The sequence below is a fragment of the Oenococcus kitaharae genome (assembly GCF_025758695.1).
Classification (GTDB): domain Bacteria; phylum Bacillota; class Bacilli; order Lactobacillales; family Lactobacillaceae; genus Oenococcus; species Oenococcus kitaharae_A.
On sequence record NZ_JANJQP010000003.1, the window covers coordinates 155,410 to 172,880 of the forward strand.

A 17,471-nucleotide genomic window follows, 5' to 3' on the forward strand; every position below is an offset into this window, starting at 1 on the left:
GGTTTTTACTATATATAATGAGAACAAGGAGCCCTTATGACGATAATCATTGTTCTGGCACTGTTGCTGATTGCGGTTGTTTTGTTGCTCGTTTTTGCAAGAAGGTCATACAGAGAAGCTCGACAGGCTGGCAAAAATCCGATTATTGCAGCTTTTTCGGCCATATGGGATTTACTTTTAGAGCGTCTTTAAGCGGTTTGCCTGCTAGTCTTGTCCTTGCCTTTGATTTGAAAGGCGACGATTAGAATCAGAACAGCCAGTACAAAAGCGAAAATAAAGGCAAAGCGCGAAGCAGACATGAATCTGGCTGCTGTGTTTTGCAGCGGATGCAGTGTCCCGCCGAAGACCAGCAGGCTATTTGTAATTGAAGTTGATAAAGCACCCATAATCTGCTGACAGGTATTCATAATTGTGCTGCCGTCACTGGAATGTGCGGCTGACAGGCTTCTCAGTGAATAACTTTGAGCCGGCGGAAACAGCATGGCCGAGCCTGACAGCAGCATACTTTGGGCAGAGATAATATAAGGAATGCCGCTTTTTAAATTGATGATCGACATCATAATCAAGCCGGCGATAAAAATCACAGTACCTGTCAAGACGAGATATCGAGCACCGAAACGGTCAGATAGACGGCCGGCGATCACGGAAATCACGGCGTTTAACACACCGGCTGGTAGTAAAATCCAGCCCGTCGTATTTGCTTTCTGGCCTAAACCGTTTTGCAGCATTTGCGGCAATAAGTACATGGCGGCCAGCACAATACCGAAGTTAAAAATAACAATCAAAGTGCCATTGCGATAGCGCGAATTGGTTAGTATTTTGAAATTCAAGATGGGACGGTTGATACGCAATTGCCGATGGATATAAATAAACAAAATCAATAGGGATAGCAAAATCAGAATGATCACGATCGGAGAGGCGATGCCTAAGTTGCTGATAAGGCCGACCGAACTGACCAGCAAGCCGAAACCAAGCATAGACAAGATAACCGACAGCCAATCAACTCTTGGATGTGTCTGTTCGATCACATTAGGCATCGTGAAAATCGTCAAGAGCAGTGATAATAGCAGAAAAGGCAAAAAGAGCCAAAAAATCCAGCGCCAAGACAAAGAATCAATAATAATTCCTGATAAAGTCGGGCCGATGACTGGTGCAAAACCCATAACGACACCAATCACACCCATGACGCTGCCGAATTTATTGCTGGGAAAAATAATCGTGGCAATTGTGAACATAAGGGGAATGAAGAGACCGGTAGCGATTCCTTGGATGGTTCGGCCGATCAATAAGACGGTAAAACTGTTTGCGCAGGCCGCAATCACCGATCCTAGAGCGAAAATAAAAATCGCAAAAATAATAATATCTTTGGTCTTAAACCAGTGTGAAATTAGAGTCGATAGTGGTAACGCTAAACCGATCATCAGCATATAAGCGATGACCAGCCACTGTATCGCTGCTGACGAGACCGAAAAAGTCTCGCGCAAGACGGGCAGCGCGATGTTAAGCGAAGTCTCGGAAAATAATCCGAGAAAATTAACGACTAAAATACCTAAAATGACCACAAAGGGCCGACGAACTTGTTTATTTGCCATTTTTTGCTCCTGAAAGATAGATTTATGATTGATCGCTGATTTTATTTAATAAATCAGCGAGCTCCTGCTTTTGCTGGTCATTGAGCCGATTTAAAATTGTCCGGCCGGCCTGGCTGCCGTTTATCTGCAATTCATGACACAGCTGGCGGCCTTTTTCTGTCAGATAAACTTGTTTGACACGCTTATCTGCGCTTGAAATACCTGTCTGAAGCAAAGATTTGCTTTTTAGGCGCTCAATCATTCGGCATGCAGCCTGATGACTGATTTTGAGATAATTTTTTAGATCAACAATATCCGCATCCGGATGTGCACGAAAGTAAAACAAAGTCTCTGATTGGTTGGACGTCAACTGATGCTTTTTGAGGTCGACGCTGCGCCAAGCAATCAGCTGATGACCCAGTTTTAAAATTTGGCGTTCAAGTGTAAAGTCCTGGTCTGACAAAGGAACCTCCGTTCAAGAATTATACAACAGGTTGTATAATTTGAGAAACAGTTCGCAGTCAGAACCAACCAGCTTCACGTTTGATACTGCACAATCCAGATGAATTTTCGTTACTATTTAACTATGAGTAAACTTGTTTTAATTCGTCATGGCCAATCAACCGCTAATCGTGATAATGTCTTTACGGGTTGGTCGGATGCACCTTTGACTGATAAAGGCATTGCCCAAGCGCATATTGCCGGGCGTGAGTTAGCAGAATCGGACACTCAATTTGATATCGTCCTCACTTCAGTCCTGCAGCGCGCAATCGTTACCAGCTACATTGTGATGGACGAAATTCATCAGCCTTGGCTGCCGATTATAAAAAGCTGGCGTTTAAATGAACGCCATTATGGCGCTTTGAAAGGCTTAAACAAGGCTAAGACTGCCAAAAAATATGGCGACCAGCAGGTTCGTGAATGGCGCCGCAGCTATACCTTGATGCCGCCGCTTTTACAGCATCCTGATCAGGACCGCCGTTATCGGGCATCGGCCGTGATCGAACCTTTGGGCGAATCAGCTGAGATGTCTTGGCAACGTGTCAAACCTTTTTGGGAGGACCAAATCGCGGCAAACTTAAGGGCATCGAAAAATGTTTTGCTGGTCGCTCACGGCTCTTCCATTCGCGTTCTTTTAAAATTCTTGGATCGGGTTAATGATGCGGATTTTATGAATGTCGAAGTTGGAAACGGTGAGCCGATTGTCTATGATTTTGATAATCAATTGCACATTCTCTCTAAGACCAATCTGTAAAATTAGTACCGAAAATGCCCACAGACATTGTTTTGCAGATACAGCTTTCGATTGATTAAAGTTCAAGTCCCTATATTTTAATTTATTTTCATGCAATACTAGGCAGTATAAAATGAATTGAGGAGGTAATTATGGATGATCAAACATTAATGAAGAAAGCGCTGCTGTCGACGGCCTTGCATTTTTCTTATAAAAATCTGAATCTGCCTGTCTGGATTTCGGCCATCAATGGTGAATTTATTTCTGCAGCCGAATCTTACGACGCCGATGTGACGGATGTCCAATTGTATTTCACAGGATCTAAAAGCGGCGATAATTACCACGCATCGGGTTCCTTTGAATTTGCAGGCGGTACTCAGACGGCTGATCTTGATATTCCGCTTAGTGATGGCCAGGCTGAGGCTGAGGCTGAATAAGTGACGGTTTTATCGACACAATCTTTAAAAGCCGATGATGGCAAACGGCGTTGTCAATGGCTGACAAACTATAAAGTTTGGGACGATATGACTGCTTATCATGATAATGAGTGGGGCCGTCCTAGCCATAATGACCGTTATTTATTCGAGCTGCTTTGTTTGGAGACTTATCAGGCTGGTTTGAGCTGGGAAATTGTTTTGAAAAAACGCGCTGCATTTCAACGTGCTTTTTTTAATTTTGATATTCAAAAGGTCGCCGAATTAACCTCAATCGATTCTTTGATGGCTGATAGCGGCCTGATTCGCAACCGCCTAAAACTACAGGCGACAATTAACAATGCGCGTGCCGTTTTAAACACGCAGAAGCAGTATGGCTCTTTTGATAACTATCTTTGGCATTTTACCGATGGTCAGATAATTGACCACCACATTACCGATCCTGTCCAGATTCCGGCACAAAATGATTTATCGCAGTTGGTAGCCAAACAGATGAAAAAAGATGCCTTCAAGTTTACCGGCCCGGTGACAATATACTCTTATCTGCAAGGCGCCGGCGTTATCAATGATCATGAAGCTGTTTGTGCTTTCAACCCAAATCGGCAATTAGACTAATTATCATTTTTCTATTCAAAAATTAAAATATTGTCAAATATCCGTTTGCTGCAGTGAATTTTTGTTCTAATTGTCCGTAACAGCCCTTTCGTCCTTTGGACCGTCAAGTGACAAAAAATATGAAAGCAGGTCATATATATGGATGATTTTATCCAATTTTTAAAACGGAAGAATGTCAAGCTCTATCTGACACTAGCACTTTTAATTCTTGTGATTTACTTTTTACGTGCTTTCATGGGGATTGTTCTATTGACAACAATTTTCGCTTATTTAGCCATTAAATCCAGCTTGTATTTTAAAAAACGCTTTCAAGTTCCTTATCTGCTTGCCGTGGTGTCCTTGTACATATTGATCTTGGGATTATTGGCGGCAGCTATTTCTTACGCTGCGCCTTTGCTAGTCGACCAGCTTAAGGTCATTCCACAAATGGTTTCCAAAGCGATCATTAACCACCCGCTTTTAAATCGCAGTATTAACCGATTAGTGAATCGCTTCATTCATAGTAGCGAGATGGTGTCCAATAGCCGGAACGTCGTGGTAACGGGTTTTCGTGAAGCCGGCCATGTCGGCCGCGGATTGACACATTTTGTGCTGGCTGTTTTTCTTAGCTTTGTTTACAGCATTTCCCGCCCACGGATTCTTTCATTCGGCAAAGAATTTTTGAAATCGCCTTATCACGAATTTTTCGGAAATGTGCATTTTCTGGCACGCAAATTTGTGTTGATCTTAGGCAAAATTATCGAAACGCAGCTGCTGATCTGTACGATTAATACTTTTTTAATGACTATCGGTCTTTTCTTTTTGAGAATGCCTGACTTGCTCCTGCTGGCAATTATCGTCTTTCTTCTTGGCCTGATACCCGTTGCAGGCGTTTTAATTTCTGTCATTCCACTGACAGTGATTGCTTTTGCTTCTGGCGGCCTTATTCGTGTTGCCGAAGTGATTGTGCTGGTTATCGTGATTCACATGTTCGAATCATATTTTCTGCATCCACGCCTTATGGCCGACCGGACGGATTTACCTGTCTTCATTGCTTTTATTACCTTAATCGTGATGAGCAAGCTAATTGGTGATTGGGGACTGATTGTGGGATTACCGATTGTCTCCTTTTTCTTGGATATTTTTGGTATTCACAGCTCTGAAAAAAGCCGCAAGCCGAAAAATAATGGTTGAGTATTTTATGCTTTAAAAGTAAGTTTGGCGTATTCGGGATTTTTTAAAAATGCTGCTTTAGCATAGGGACAAACAGGCTTGACGCGTTTTCCTGCAGCAGCAGCATCGCTTACTGCCTGTTTGAGTATTCTGCTCGCTAAGCCGTGCCCGCGATAGTCGGGATCTACTCGAATACTGTCGATACTGATCGCATTCTTTCCAGCGATTTCGCTGTATAACAGCTCGGCTATTGTTTTGCCATCCGAATTTTCAATGAAATAGCGGCCATGTTCCTGCTTAATTGCATTTTCTGTCATAAGTCTATTTTACAAAGCTTCGATGGCTTTTATAATGGGGTTGTAGCTATTAATTTTGGGAACAAATAAAAAATCTCCAATCAGATTTATCGCAATAGGGAGAGCAATATGAACATGAAATTTGTCAAACGCGGTCATTATACGGCTGAGGAGTTACGGGATATTCATTCTGGTACGGCTCAGCAAATGGACTACTTGAACAAACACATCGAGAGCATGGAACAAACCTACGAGCGGCATATGCCTAGTGGTGATCATATGCTGGATGAGTATTCAGAAAACAGCAAGTAAATTAACCGAAGACAGCTTCGGTTTTTATTTTGGCCTTTTTTAAATAATCAGCTGATTCCGTATAATGAGTTATATGACAAAAGAACGCGGATTTGAAATTGTTACAAAATACGAGCAGGCAGGTATTCAATTACCAAAAAGAGCCACTGCTCATGCCGCTGGCTATGATATCCAAGCAGCTGCTGATATGCTGATCCCGGCAGACGGCACAATCAAATTGGTTCCAACCGGTTTGAAGGCTTATATGCAGACGAACGAAGTCCTGTATTTGATCAATCGTTCTTCAGGACCGTATAAGCGCGGCCTGGTGCTGCCTAATTCAGTCGGTGTGATTGATGCTGACTACTATAATAATGAAAAAAATGAGGGCGAGATCTTTGTGCAGATACAGTCAATCTCTGGCCAAAATGTTCAGATTAAAAAAGGCGACCGGATCGTGCAGGCAATCTTCATGCCCTTTTTGACTGTGGACGATGATCGTGCAGCCGGCCTCCGTCAAGGCGGATTTGGTTCGACAGGGGAGTAAAGTTGGCAAAACAAAAAACACAATTTGTCTGTTCTAACTGTGGATATACGAGTGCCGGTTATTTAGGACGCTGCCCGAATTGTGGTCAGTGGAATACGTTAGTCGAAGAAAAAATTGTGCCGGATACCGTTGTTAACCGCAAGGCTAGAATCAGTCTTGATGGCCGCGTGGCCAAGCCGCAACGTATATCGGAAATTTCTGGCAACGAAACACCGCGTGTTCAGACCGGCATGCAGGAATTAAATCGTGTCCTAGGCGGTGGTATTGTACCGGGCAGCCTGGTTCTAATCGGTGGGGATCCTGGCATTGGCAAATCTACCTTGATGCTGCAGGTATCCGGCCAGCTGACCGAGACCGGTGGCAGTGTTCTCTATGTTTCTGGTGAAGAATCGGCCAACCAGATTAAACTGCGAGCTGATCGGCTGGGTGTTGGTTCTGACGATTTTGTTGTCTATCCGGAGACAGATATGCAGCAGATCGAATCTGTGATTCAGCAGATGGAGCCTGATTTTTTGGTGATTGACTCTGTTCAAACAATGCAGGAACCCGATTTGCAGTCTCCAATCGGATCTGTTGCCCAAGTTCGTGAAGTGACGGCTGATCTGATGCAGATTGCCAAGACGAACGGAATTACGATTTTTATTGTTGGCCATGTGACAAAAGACGGTGCAATTGCCGGGCCGAAGATTTTGGAACATATGGTGGATACGGTTCTTTATTTTGAAGGGGATGCCAATTACAAATACCGTATTTTAAGAACGGTCAAGAATCGTTTTGGGTCAACCAACGAATTAGGTATTTTTGAGATGCGTGATCGCGGCCTGCGCGAAGTATCTAATCCTTCAGAAATTTTTCTAGAAGAACGCTTGGCCGGCGCGACAGGGTCCTCAATCACGGCCAGTATGGAAGGCACGCGACCGATTTTAGTTGAAGTACAAGCTTTGGTCGCGCCGACTGTCTTTGGTAATGCACAGCGTGTCACGACTGGTGTTGATCGTAATCGTGTCGCTCAAATCCTGGCTGTTTTGGAAAAACACGCTAATCTGCTGCTGCAGAACCAAGATGCCCACGTGCGGATTACAGGCGGCGTCAAAATTGATGAACCGGCGGCTGATTTGGCAATTGCACTAGCCGTGGCGAGTTCTTATCATGAAAAAGCGACCAGCCCTTCGGATGTCTTTTTAGGTGAAGTCGGCTTGGGTGGTGAAGTCCGCTCGATTTCATTGATTGAAGATCGTCTCAAAGAGACAGCCAAGCTGGGTTTTAAGCGTGCGATTATTTCCAAAAATAATCTTCCGGGAACGATTCTGCCTGAGGGTCTGCAAGTGATTGGTGTCGCGACGCTGGAAGAAGCGCTGAAAATCGGGCTGGGCTTGCAGCGTTATACGAGGCAGGACAATTTGAACTGATTTATAATAGCTTTGCGAGGTAATTTATGGCAGTTTTTTCTGATATCAAAGGAATGACTTTTGATTTGGATGGCGTCATCACAGATACGGCCAGTTTTCACGAGAAGGCTTGGCACCAGACAGCTAATGAAGTTGGTACTGTTTGGACACAAGCTTTGGCTGATCAGCTTAAGGGTCTATCGAGAATGGATTCTTTGGCTTTAATCTTAAAAGCTGGTCATCATGAAGACGACTATACACAGGCCGAGAAAGTATCATTGGCTGAGAAAAAGAATCGTTACTATCAGCAACTGATTACAAAATTAACCGCCGATGATTTGCTGCCGGGCATTGGGGCTTTTTTAAATGAATTGAGGTCGGCCGGATACCGAATGAGTATTGCCAGTGCTTCTAAAAATGCAGTCACTATTCTCAAACAACTGCAGATCACGGATTATTTTCAAGGCATTGTCGATCCAGCTAGTCTTAGTGCCGGCAAACCCGATCCGGAGATTTTTATCAAGGCTGGAGAATTGCTTGCGCTTCCGCCAATGGCTCTGATTGGGTTGGAGGATGCGGCCGCTGGTGTCCAGTCGATTAAAGCGGCTGGTCAAACGGCTTTAGGCATTGGTTTAGCAGCTAAAAAAGCTGAACCGGACTTATATTTTGACCGAACTCAAGACATTACTTTGGCAGCCATTCATGACAAAATGAATTGATTGCATTAAAAGCGCCAAAGACAGGCGTTTTTTTACTATCATAAAACATATGAATAAAATAATTCTCGCAAGCAAAAACGCTGGTAAGACAGAAGAAATTCAATCTTTGCTGGGAGATCAATTTCAAATTGTTGATCTCAACCATTTGAACAAAGTTCCTGAAATTAATGAAACTGGTCGCAGTTTCAAAGAAAATGCTCAAATCAAAGCACGTGCTGTAGCTCAAGCCTATCCGAATAATTTTGTCATGGCTGAAGATACGGGCTTGGTCATTGATGCTTTGGATGGCCGACCGGGTATCTACTCGGCCCGTTATGCTGGTGATCACGATGACAAAGCTAATATTCAAAAAGTGCTGACCGAATTAGAAGGCGTCCCAGCAGAAAAACGCACAGCTCATTTTACAACCGTGATCGTTTTAATCGGCTTGGCAAAAGAAATTGTTGCCCAAGGTCACAGTCAAGGCCTGATCTTAGATCATGAAGAAGGCAAAGATGGTTTTGGTTACGATCCGATTTTCTTCTCGACAGAGTTGCACAAGACTTTCGGCCAGGCCACGAAAGCAGAAAAGAACACAGTTTCTCATCGCGCCAGAGCCTTAAAAGATTTAATTTCGCAAATTACAGCTTGATCGCGTAAACTATACTATTGTTATGACTGAAAAAATTCGTGTTAGATACGCTCCTAGTCCGACGGGGCACTTACATATTGGTAATGCTCGGACAGCGATTTTTAATTGGCTTTTTGCACGCCATTATCAAGGGCAATTTGTTATTCGTATTGAGGATACTGACTTAGCCCGCAATGTGGCCGGCGGAGAGAAAAGCCAGCTGGATAATCTGAAATGGTTAGGCGTTGATTGGGACGAAGGGCCGGACAAACCAAATCCGGAATATGCGCCTTATCGGCAGACCGAACGCGCTAAATTAGGCATTTATGACCGTTACATCCAGGAACTTTTGGATCAAGGCAAAGCCTATAAATCCTATAAGACTGAAGAGACTTTAAAGGCTGAACGAGAAGCACAAGCCGCTGCTCATCAGGCACCACATTATGTCTATGAATATGCAGGCATGGACGCTGACCAGATTAAAGCTGCTCAGGTAAAAGATGAAGCCGCCGGCTTAAAAGCCGTTGTCCGTTTTCGCGTGTCTGAAGATCACGACTACCAGTGGCAGGACATTGTTAAGGGCAAAGTCAAAATCAATTCCAAAGAGATCGGCGGCGATTGGGTTATTCAAAAAGCCGATGGCATGCCGACTTATAATTTTGCCGTTGTGATTGATGATCATTTGATGGAAATTACTCATGTTCTGCGCGGCGATGACCATGTCAGCAATACGCCTAAACAGCTGATGGTTTATGATGCTTTAGGCTGGCAAGCACCTAAGTTCGGTCACATGGCACTGATTATTAAAGCCGAGACGGGTAAAAAACTGTCCAAACGTGATGAAGATACGCTGCAGTTTATTGAACAATATCGTGAACTGGGTTATCTGCCGGAAGCCATGTTCAACTTCATCGGCCTGCTAGGTTGGTCGCCGGTTGGTGAAAATGAAATCTTCACACGCGAACAGTTTAAGGACATGTTTGACGAGACACGTTTTACAAAAGCCAATGCTAAATTTGATGCCAAAAAACTGGCTTGGGTCAATAACCAGTGGATGCGGGCTGAAAAAGACCGTGTCATGCCGCAATTGATCGCTGAATTGGTCAAAGCCGGATTGATCAGCCAACAAGAAGCGGATCAACAAGCCGATCATTTGGCCAAGATTATTGAAATTGCTGGCGTTGATGGGATTAAAGCCACGAGTGAAATTGCGCCTTTGGCCACTTATCCATTTTTCAAATTACACGATATTTCAGACGAAGATAAAGCTGCCTGGCTGGATACGGAAGCAGGTAAACAAGTGACATCCGCTTTTGCAAAAGCCGCTGCTGCATTAACTGCTGATGACTTCACAGCTGAAAATCTCATGAAACTGATTCGTCAATTACAAACTGACCTGGCGATTAAGGGCCGTCCCTTGTGGAATCCGATTCGCTTGATCACGACACACGAAGTGCAAGGACCGAATCTGCCGGAAATTCTGGCTGTGATGGGCCGGGATTGGACCTTGAAAAACATTCAGGAAACATTGGTCTAATTCATACTCTAAGGCAATATAATCCGATCTTGCAACTGTTCGTAATGGCTTACTTTATAATAGTTAAGAAGGAGGAATTATGCCAAAGTATTTTTACCGCACGATTGATGATTTAAACAATTTAATTAAGGAAAATTTGGCCAGACTGCAGTCTTATAATTTTGATTTGATTGTCGGTTTACCAAGACGAGGCATGATTCCGGCCACCTTGATTGGTTTATTTTTAAATAAACCGGTTGTCAGCTTTAACGAACTAAATGCCAATATGGCTAGTGAAAAAATTGGTTATCGTTTGCAGGAAGAATCAGCCAAATTTCCGAAATCCTACAGCAATATCCTGTTAGTTGACGATTCGACCGACGAGGGTACCGTCTTTGAACAGGCCGCGGCTAAACTAGATGACGCGACAGCTAAAAAAGTGACGACTTTATCTGTCTATGCGACGGAAAAAGGCGGCCATCGTGTCGATCTTCACTTGGAAACATTAGAAGAACCCAAACTTTACGAGTGGAATATCCTGCACAAAAAAGCCGCTTTAGCCGATGCCGCGATGCGTTTTGAAGGAATTATTGCGACAAATGCCTTGACTGGCGAATGGATTCCGGTCACTTTGCCCAGTTATCCGATCAAAGTCATCTATTCTGGATTGCGGGAAAAGCACTGCGACAAGCTGGAAAGCTTTTTGAACCGTCATGGTGTTCATTTTGATGAATTGAAGATGGAGATTGTTTCATCGCGTCAATTGAAGCAGATTGTGGCTGACGAAAAAATTGATTTGGTTTACGAAAACGATATGTTTATCACGCGTTCTTTGGCTGACACAGTGGCCGTATACAACGTTGCCGGCAATTTCTTGGATAACGCCAATGCCACTGATGAATTGAGTTATGACGATTAAAGCGGACTAGTTGACTAGGTAGGATGCGATGAATAAAGCCGAGTGGATAGAAGAATTCAAAAAAATCAACGGTCGCGATCCCAGGCCTAGCGAGTTTCGCGAAGCTTTGAACCGTCAGGAGTTCAGCCTTGATGATAGTGGCGCTGATCAACCTTTGCCTGCTGTTGGCGAAGATGAGAGCCAATTAAGCCGCAAAGAAAAACGCCGTTTGGAAAAAGCGGCACGTGGCAAGAACCGGCACAATGGCATTAATGCCTTAATCTTATCAATGCTAAGTCTGCTGTTTACGCTGTCGCCAATTCTGATTGTGCTCAATCCCCGTGTAATTTTAAACGCGGGCAGCGTCAGCAGCAATGATAATACCGGGTCATTTGTGGCCGCTTTATTCTTCTTTGGCGTGCTGCTTTTGCTGCTATCATTACTGTTTGCGATCATGAGCCTCTTTGAGAGCCCCAGGCAGATGGCTATTATTGCTTTTGTGTTTTCTCTGATCAACGCTTTTTATGTGTATACAGTTGTAAACTTTACACAGTTTTCTGCCATGGACTTTCAAAAGGTCGTCAGCATTTTCCAAAATATTTTCCGTTAAATTGAACGAAATTGAAAAAGGATATCTTTAACAACGATTAAGGGTATCTTTTTTGTTATTCTTAAATTGCTATTGGTGGTTCATACTGTCGCTGGAAAGGACAAAATATGGCAGCAGATGCAATTCAATCAATTCGTTCATATTTTCAAATGTGGGTTGATCGAGATTTTTTAAATATTGACTGTCTCTTTGACTGGGATATTTATTATCGTGAATGTTACGGTGCATGTTATAGAAATTTAGATGAACTTCATTTATGGATCGAAAGTCAGCTAAAAAAACAAGTAGTGTTAGACTGGCACCTTCACGATGTCTATGAGGATGGCCATTATTTTTTTGTCACATGGACTTTTCGAGCAAAAGAGAAGGAAACATATGTTTTTGATGGTTTGTCCAAAATAAAATTTAACAGTCAAAATAAAATTTCGGAGATTATTGAATATGAGACAAAACATGACGTATTTTATCCCTTTAAAAAGAGTTCCTATGGTCGATAATGATGACGATAGCAAAAAAAGAAGTTGAAAATCTGAATCAATTAATTAAGCAGAATGGCAGTAAGAACTGATGAAAAAAATTATTTACAAAAAAATTCTTGGCCAAGCCATGATTATGTGGCTGTTGCAGATTTTATTTGCAAGCTTTGTGGCAATCTATAGGCTCAATGTTTTTAAAATGTCTATCGATTTTGCTTTTACCGTGGGAACTGTGTTGATCATCGCTTACGCATTAAGCGTAGCTGGATATCTCGGTTATCGCAGAAACACTGCTAAATGATGAATGATGGATAATACGGGTTGCCTATACCAAGGAAAATCACTTTTTAAAGTAGAAAGAAAAGTTATAAAACTTGTCCGGATTGCCGAACATATGAACTTATATTTTAATTTTAAGCAAGAAAAACCTATCTAGTTGGAACTAGATAGGTTTTTCTGGTCTTTAGAACCGTTTAACTCTGCCAATGATAATCCAAATAACCAGGAAAGCAATGATGTAGATAACAGACTTTGTTGAAAGGGCTAAAAGCAGAGCTAAAGCTGAAAGCGCTGCTAAGAAGCCACTAAGGCCTTTTTTATTTTGATGTCATGACGATACTTTCCTTTCGTTTTCACTGAATTTTATAAAAGTCTATGCTGTTTGCTACTTGCTGACTTGGTTCAATATTTTCTTGTCAAAACAAGCCCATCTGGCTTTCCGCTGATGTCATATGCTCTGAGAATCTGCAGCAGGACATCAGCGGAAAGCAGGCGAATAACTCGATAAGCTTGCAGCAAGGGGATACCGGCCTCGGTGAGGACTCGGCGTAGTTGATGATCAAAGCTGATATTGGCTGAAGGGGAATAATTGATTTTTTCAATGTTGCCGGCTTTGACTTTCATTAAACAACGCAGCTTTTTAGCCAGAGTGCCAGTCACTTGAATCTCTGTTTCTTTGTTGTTGATCTGCAATTGTAAAATTTGTTTGTCTTGTCTGATCAATAATCAGCTCCTATGGTTAAAGGATCATCCGGATCATTCTTCTATCAGCTTTCATTTAGGATTAGTGTTACTGACATTGGCTCGTTTTTTAGCCTGGTGTTTTCGATAAGAATATTCTACCCAGCCCCAAAAGAAAAAGAAGATAAAAGTGTTGGGCATGTCTAAGATACTTCGTTTGACATAAGTAGCAACTTGATAACCGTGGCCGGCTACAAGGTCGATGATGCCGCGAAGACCAAAAGAGATCACTAAATCAAAAATCAGGAAAAAGAGGACGTAACCTAAAGTTGCCTTGATAAGTTTTTTCAAATTTGCGTTTCCTCTTTTCTTAGACAAGTTGTATCAAGGATTACTTCTCTTGGTGATCTTTATTATCTAGATGTTTAGCTGTATAGCCCGCAAGGAAAGCCGCAATCAAGACAACGATGATTTGTGTGATGAACAACCAAGTACCCTTTAAAAACGTGTTGAGGAAAAATTCATTGATGCAGCCAGCAATTAAGACACTGATTCCAGCTGCTAAAGCCGCTGCTTGTGCATTTTTGTTTTTCATTCGCATTCCTCCTTATTTTGGCGAAGAGATGATAATCGGTGACCAATTTTTTTGAATAGACTATCTGGAGAAGGTTAACCAAGAATCTTACTAGTAGATATATTTACCCATAAATTCCACCATGGTCAATGCCATTTGCTAACATCACGATACCGCCTTTGCCCTTCTAACGAAGGCCACAATCAAATTCAGTATGATCCAGATCACTAAGACAGCAGCATAACTAAGAAGAGTCAAAGTCCAATGATCAATGTGAAAAATAGCCAAGGCTTCTGTAGGCAGATAGAGACACAAGAAAATAATCAGGCCTGCTTTTGTCTTGCCTAAACGCTGGAAACTATGGTCCAGTCTCATAAACAATAGCGGAAAAGCAATCGTAAAACTAACAAAAGCAGAATTGAGTGAAACAGTTGATTGCCCTTGAATCAAAAAGACAGTTAAGCCTATCAACAGCCAGACGAACAAGGCTGTTTGACAGACCGTTTTCACGTATTGAACTGGCTGAAATTTGCTTGTCTTTTCCATGATGGCACCTTAGTAGGTTCGATACTCTGACCTGATTAGGCTTTCCCTTCTTAGAATTAAGTTCAGATTAGCACTTTCAATATGCGTTTAAGCAAAACTAGCTAAATGAGCGAATTAGCAACTCTGTTCGTCACTTATTTTACGAACAGCGTTTTATTTTTTATTTTGACGATCCAGATGGCTACCCCAAAAACCAACTAACACGCCAAGCACGATCAATACATAGCCGGCTAAGTCATGATAGGGAAGCTTAAGACGATTACTAACCCATAAGATGACTAACAGAATGATCACTGAGATTGTGCGAAAGCAAAAACCTTTTTTCATATCCTATCATCCTTCAATGAAATTACCTCTGTTATCCTCTCTGAATTCTGATTTGGCACAGAAAAACCCATCTTTAGATGGGTTTTAATAGATGAAACCTTAATATTAGTAGCGGTCTAGGAAGAACAAGTTCCTAAACCAGTGTTTAAAATTTGCTTTGAACCAGGCTGGGCTGGGCATAAAGATCATGATCGATAGATAAAAAGACAAATAGAGTAAGAGCCCTGTCATAAATTGGCCGACCGGCTGGATTTGTAAAACTGAGATGGGCCATAAGATCAAAGCGACAACATCCGAGATGATCGTCCACAGTAAGCGACGAGACGGGTTATAACTGTTGTACAAGAAATAAAAACGTGCCACAGCCCATAAGGTTAGTAGGATAAAAGCGATACTAGCCAGATTGGTTGGTCTCAGTATTTTCGGTTCGCTGATCATGGTGAGCAAAAACAGACTCAAAGCCAGCCATTTACCTATCATTGTTATTTTTGATAAAGTCATTTTCTACCTCACTACGTGTATACCATAGAATTTATGTGTTTTGTAATTGAAAGATAACTCTACATATTTATAGTTTACTTGAGAAACATTATAACCAATTGCACCAATAATAAAACTTAGAGCAGGTGCGGCCTCACCTGATGCAAGCCCAACAATTGTGCCACCGATATAAAATAGTGCATCCACTTGGCTTTTAGTGATTCTAATAGAAACGTAACCAGATGTTTTTTCTAGAACTTTGCCTACCGCGGCTCCTTGCCCAACATTCGGGCTCATATAAGGCTGATTATAAGTTATGGCTATGTTGCTATTAATCGGACTAGCAGTGTCCGCAAAGGCTGCTAGTGGCGTGACTGCTGTCGACAGTGTTACTGCAACCAAGGCTGAAGCTAGAATTTTCTTCTTCGTTTTTTAATTTTCTCCCTTTCTTAGAATTAAGTTCAGACTACTGCTTTTAATATGCATTCAAAAAAATTCGCTAAATAAGCGAATTAGCAACTCTTTTCATTACCTTTTTTGCGAGTAAAGCTTCATTTGTTAGAGCTTAAGTATTTTTGAAGATAATCTTCATAGGAAGAAGCTAGGCGATCAGCGCCTAAGTCACGAAGCTGTTGGATCAAAATGCGATTCTTGTCACGACCTTTTTCGATGTCTAGCTCAAATAAGTTTTCTAGAAATTGGACTTTGAAACGTACAAGCAGCAGAGGCTCATCTTTACCTAATAGGTGTTTGACCTTAGCGAGCATTGCTTTCGCCTCTTTTTGTTGGTTTTTTCTGAATAAAAGGTCAACAATATTAGTCAAAGTAGTCAAAATATTGCTATGTAAAGGGCCTACCTGATCCTTATAAACGAGTTCTTTTGCGACCACTTCTATCATTTTAGTGGAAGCCAGGGGTGCTGTATTATTAAAAACTGATAAATTGAAGGCATCCCAATTTTGAAGCTGCATAAAATGGTCTTCTAATTGCTCAACGATTGTCTCTTTAAGATGGAACCGCCCTTCTGATTCTTTAATTAATGCAGCAAGCGTTGTTAATTCGATCAGATTGAGCACATTACCATCGTGTCCAAAATCTTCTTGCAACTGCTTGGCGTTAGTTTCTATCGTACTTAAATCGTTAGCCTCGTAATCACGTCTGACTTCTCTTAGAAATTGCCCATACCGACCCCTGAGACTTAAATCAATTTCCTTTGTCGAAGAAACTTGTTCGTAAAAGGAATCTAAATCTACATTCATCCTTTTTAAGAGCCGGGCTAAATCCAAAAAGGTAAGATGATTTTTGCCCACTTCAAATTTGTTTAACGAGGAATAAGAGATGATTCCTTGAGCTAGTTCCTGTCCTGAAATGTGATTGTCTTTTCTAATTTCTCTGAACAGCTTGCCGGCTTTTTTAAAATCTTCCTCGTACATTTGGAATTATTATGACATATATCTGATAGTATGGTAAACAAAAAAGGGCTAATATCATGAAAAAACTAATTCGAAATTTCCAATTATTATTTCTGACCATTTTGGGTGTATATATCATTATCGATCCAGATGGACAAGGAAGTGAATATATTAAAAATGCTTTTAATATCTTGATTATCAAGTAAAATTTTCGCACAAGCAGATGGGGTTCAAGTTAGATTTTCGGCCTGCCTGTCTTTTGCTTGTCTTCAAACAGAAAAGTGCTATATTATTAAGCTAATGGCTGGATATACTCAAAGCATATAGATGGTCACATACGGTTAGCTGCTGGATACAGTTTTCAAAAGCGTGCGAAAGATTAAATCATTCAATCGAGAGAAAGGGCACAATCATGAAAAAAGATAAGGGTTTGAGTAATGAAGACCACATCCTGCAGGAAATCAATCTGATTTTAACAACCGATATTCGTGATGACGAACGATCACTTTTGATTGATGGTCAGCATGCCTTGGAAAAGAAACAGTATTTTCCCAGAATTGTCAGTAGGCTGCAAGGTGGCCTGACACCTCTGGCTGTTAGCCGAAAAATGTCAGAGAGCGTCAAGGGACTTTATCTAGAACTGATGAAATTTAGTGATAAAGGCTTTGGCGGTGGCTTATTTACCGTCTGGGGAACTTCTTTTTAAGTAACACGTGAATCTTAGCAGTCTCGCGCCTGCATGAGAGAAATGATTCTGATCATGCGCACGAAAAATGATTTCTAACTAAAAAGCGTTTAGTTGCCGCCGAACGCCA

The 17,471-nt window shown here is 41.8% G+C and carries 27 protein-coding genes; 16 read left to right on the top strand and 11 right to left on the bottom strand.

Annotated features, from left to right (window positions below):
- Nucleotides 1-36 precede the first annotated feature (36 nt).
- Entirely contained in the window at nt 37-192 is a 156-nt protein-coding gene (locus NRF22_RS06950) for a hypothetical protein (RefSeq protein WP_007745447.1), read from the top strand.
- On the opposite strand, the gene NRF22_RS06955 is transcribed toward NRF22_RS06950, so the two are convergent.
- Nucleotides 189-1,592 carry a DHA2 family efflux MFS transporter permease subunit gene (locus NRF22_RS06955; RefSeq protein WP_007745448.1) on the bottom strand — a complete coding sequence of 468 codons (1,404 nt, stop codon included), beginning with the start codon at nt 1,590-1,592 and terminating at the stop codon, nt 189-191. The two genes, NRF22_RS06950 and NRF22_RS06955, sit on opposite strands and share 4 nt — an antisense overlap.
- Nucleotides 1,593-1,614: 22 nt before the next feature.
- Nucleotides 1,615-2,034: a MarR family winged helix-turn-helix transcriptional regulator gene (locus NRF22_RS06960; protein ID WP_007745449.1), complete on the bottom strand. Its 420-nt coding sequence runs from the start codon at nt 2,032-2,034 to the stop codon at nt 1,615-1,617.
- A gap of 123 nt (nt 2,035-2,157) precedes the next feature.
- Between NRF22_RS06960 and NRF22_RS06965 the strand changes: the two genes are divergently transcribed.
- The 4 genes from NRF22_RS06965 (at nt 2,158) to NRF22_RS06980 (ending at nt 5,027) form a co-directional block, all read left to right on the top strand.
- Nucleotides 2,158-2,826, top strand: a complete 669-nt coding sequence (locus NRF22_RS06965) for a 2,3-bisphosphoglycerate-dependent phosphoglycerate mutase (protein ID WP_028291883.1) — start codon at nt 2,158-2,160, stop codon at nt 2,824-2,826.
- Between the two features lie 131 nt (nt 2,827-2,957).
- Nucleotides 2,958-3,242, top strand: a complete 285-nt coding sequence (locus tag NRF22_RS06970; RefSeq protein ID WP_263779854.1) for a hypothetical protein — start codon at nt 2,958-2,960, stop codon at nt 3,240-3,242.
- Complete coding sequence (locus NRF22_RS06975; RefSeq protein WP_263779855.1) at nt 3,243-3,854, top strand: DNA-3-methyladenine glycosylase I; 612 nt, start codon at nt 3,243-3,245, stop codon at nt 3,852-3,854. It begins immediately after the preceding gene.
- A 138-nt stretch (nt 3,855-3,992) separates the two neighbouring features.
- Nucleotides 3,993-5,027 carry an AI-2E family transporter gene (locus tag NRF22_RS06980; RefSeq protein WP_007745453.1) on the top strand — a complete coding sequence of 345 codons (1,035 nt, stop codon included), beginning with the start codon at nt 3,993-3,995 and terminating at the stop codon, nt 5,025-5,027.
- A gap of 5 nt (nt 5,028-5,032) precedes the next feature.
- On the opposite strand, the gene NRF22_RS06985 is transcribed toward NRF22_RS06980, so the two are convergent.
- A complete protein-coding gene (locus NRF22_RS06985) occupies nt 5,033-5,323 on the bottom strand; it encodes a GNAT family N-acetyltransferase (protein WP_007745454.1) in 291 nt (96 codons plus the stop codon).
- A gap of 108 nt (nt 5,324-5,431) precedes the next feature.
- Between NRF22_RS06985 and NRF22_RS06990 the strand changes: the two genes are divergently transcribed.
- The 10 genes from NRF22_RS06990 (at nt 5,432) to NRF22_RS07035 (ending at nt 12,658) form a co-directional block, all read left to right on the top strand.
- Nucleotides 5,432-5,614, top strand: coding sequence for a hypothetical protein (locus tag NRF22_RS06990; protein WP_007745455.1), 183 nt, complete (start codon nt 5,432-5,434; stop codon nt 5,612-5,614).
- Nucleotides 5,615-5,687: 73 nt separating this feature from the next.
- Complete coding sequence (locus NRF22_RS06995) at nt 5,688-6,140, top strand: deoxyuridine 5'-triphosphate nucleotidohydrolase (RefSeq protein WP_028291884.1); 453 nt, start codon at nt 5,688-5,690, stop codon at nt 6,138-6,140.
- A 2-nt stretch (nt 6,141-6,142) separates the two neighbouring features.
- Nucleotides 6,143-7,549: a DNA repair protein RadA gene (gene radA / locus NRF22_RS07000; RefSeq protein ID WP_007745457.1), complete on the top strand. Its 1,407-nt coding sequence runs from the start codon at nt 6,143-6,145 to the stop codon at nt 7,547-7,549.
- 26 nt (nt 7,550-7,575) lie between these two features.
- Entirely contained in the window at nt 7,576-8,247 is a 672-nt protein-coding gene (gene pgmB, locus NRF22_RS07005) for a beta-phosphoglucomutase (RefSeq protein ID WP_007745458.1), read from the top strand.
- A gap of 49 nt (nt 8,248-8,296) precedes the next feature.
- Complete coding sequence (gene rdgB / locus NRF22_RS07010; protein WP_263779856.1) at nt 8,297-8,878, top strand: RdgB/HAM1 family non-canonical purine NTP pyrophosphatase; 582 nt, start codon at nt 8,297-8,299, stop codon at nt 8,876-8,878.
- Nucleotides 8,879-8,900: 22 nt separating this feature from the next.
- Nucleotides 8,901-10,394 (top strand): glutamate--tRNA ligase, encoded by a 1,494-nt coding sequence (gene gltX, locus NRF22_RS07015; RefSeq protein WP_263779857.1) that lies wholly within the window; start codon nt 8,901-8,903, stop codon nt 10,392-10,394.
- Between the two features lie 79 nt (nt 10,395-10,473).
- A complete protein-coding gene (locus NRF22_RS07020) occupies nt 10,474-11,292 on the top strand; it encodes a phosphoribosyltransferase (protein ID WP_263779858.1) in 819 nt (272 codons plus the stop codon).
- Between the two features lie 28 nt (nt 11,293-11,320).
- A complete protein-coding gene (locus tag NRF22_RS07025; RefSeq protein WP_007745468.1) occupies nt 11,321-11,881 on the top strand; it encodes a hypothetical protein in 561 nt (186 codons plus the stop codon).
- A 107-nt stretch (nt 11,882-11,988) separates the two neighbouring features.
- Nucleotides 11,989-12,378, top strand: coding sequence for a nuclear transport factor 2 family protein (locus NRF22_RS07030; RefSeq protein WP_263779859.1), 390 nt, complete (start codon nt 11,989-11,991; stop codon nt 12,376-12,378).
- Between the two features lie 70 nt (nt 12,379-12,448).
- A complete protein-coding gene (locus tag NRF22_RS07035) occupies nt 12,449-12,658 on the top strand; it encodes a hypothetical protein (protein WP_007745478.1) in 210 nt (69 codons plus the stop codon).
- A 380-nt stretch (nt 12,659-13,038) separates the two neighbouring features.
- On the opposite strand, the gene NRF22_RS07040 is transcribed toward NRF22_RS07035, so the two are convergent.
- From NRF22_RS07040 to NRF22_RS07075, 8 genes are all read right to left on the bottom strand, one after another.
- The gene (locus tag NRF22_RS07040) at nt 13,039-13,359 is read right to left on the bottom strand and encodes a hypothetical protein (RefSeq protein WP_263779860.1); all 321 of its coding nucleotides are present in this window, start codon (nt 13,357-13,359) and stop codon (nt 13,039-13,041) included.
- Nucleotides 13,360-13,410: 51 nt separating this feature from the next.
- On the bottom strand, nt 13,411-13,668 hold the full coding sequence (locus tag NRF22_RS07045) for a hypothetical protein (RefSeq protein WP_263779861.1): 258 nt from the start codon (nt 13,666-13,668) through the stop codon (nt 13,411-13,413).
- Nucleotides 13,669-13,708: 40 nt separating this feature from the next.
- Nucleotides 13,709-13,912 carry a hypothetical protein gene (locus NRF22_RS07050; protein ID WP_263779862.1) on the bottom strand — a complete coding sequence of 68 codons (204 nt, stop codon included), beginning with the start codon at nt 13,910-13,912 and terminating at the stop codon, nt 13,709-13,711.
- A 144-nt stretch (nt 13,913-14,056) separates the two neighbouring features.
- Nucleotides 14,057-14,437 carry a hypothetical protein gene (locus NRF22_RS07055; protein WP_263779863.1) on the bottom strand — a complete coding sequence of 127 codons (381 nt, stop codon included), beginning with the start codon at nt 14,435-14,437 and terminating at the stop codon, nt 14,057-14,059.
- Between the two features lie 153 nt (nt 14,438-14,590).
- On the bottom strand, nt 14,591-14,764 hold the full coding sequence (locus NRF22_RS07060) for a hypothetical protein (protein WP_007745487.1): 174 nt from the start codon (nt 14,762-14,764) through the stop codon (nt 14,591-14,593).
- A gap of 105 nt (nt 14,765-14,869) precedes the next feature.
- The gene (locus NRF22_RS07065; RefSeq protein WP_263779864.1) at nt 14,870-15,265 is read right to left on the bottom strand and encodes a hypothetical protein; all 396 of its coding nucleotides are present in this window, start codon (nt 15,263-15,265) and stop codon (nt 14,870-14,872) included.
- A gap of 3 nt (nt 15,266-15,268) precedes the next feature.
- On the bottom strand, nt 15,269-15,541 hold the full coding sequence (locus NRF22_RS07070; RefSeq protein ID WP_263779865.1) for a hypothetical protein: 273 nt from the start codon (nt 15,539-15,541) through the stop codon (nt 15,269-15,271).
- A gap of 254 nt (nt 15,542-15,795) precedes the next feature.
- The gene (locus tag NRF22_RS07075; protein ID WP_263779866.1) at nt 15,796-16,677 is read right to left on the bottom strand and encodes an Rgg/GadR/MutR family transcriptional regulator; all 882 of its coding nucleotides are present in this window, start codon (nt 16,675-16,677) and stop codon (nt 15,796-15,798) included.
- 391 nt (nt 16,678-17,068) lie between these two features.
- Here NRF22_RS07075 and NRF22_RS07080 point away from each other — a divergent pair, with 391 nt between their 5' ends.
- Complete coding sequence (locus NRF22_RS07080; RefSeq protein WP_263779867.1) at nt 17,069-17,362, top strand: bacteriocin immunity protein; 294 nt, start codon at nt 17,069-17,071, stop codon at nt 17,360-17,362.
- Nucleotides 17,363-17,471 lie beyond the last annotated feature (109 nt).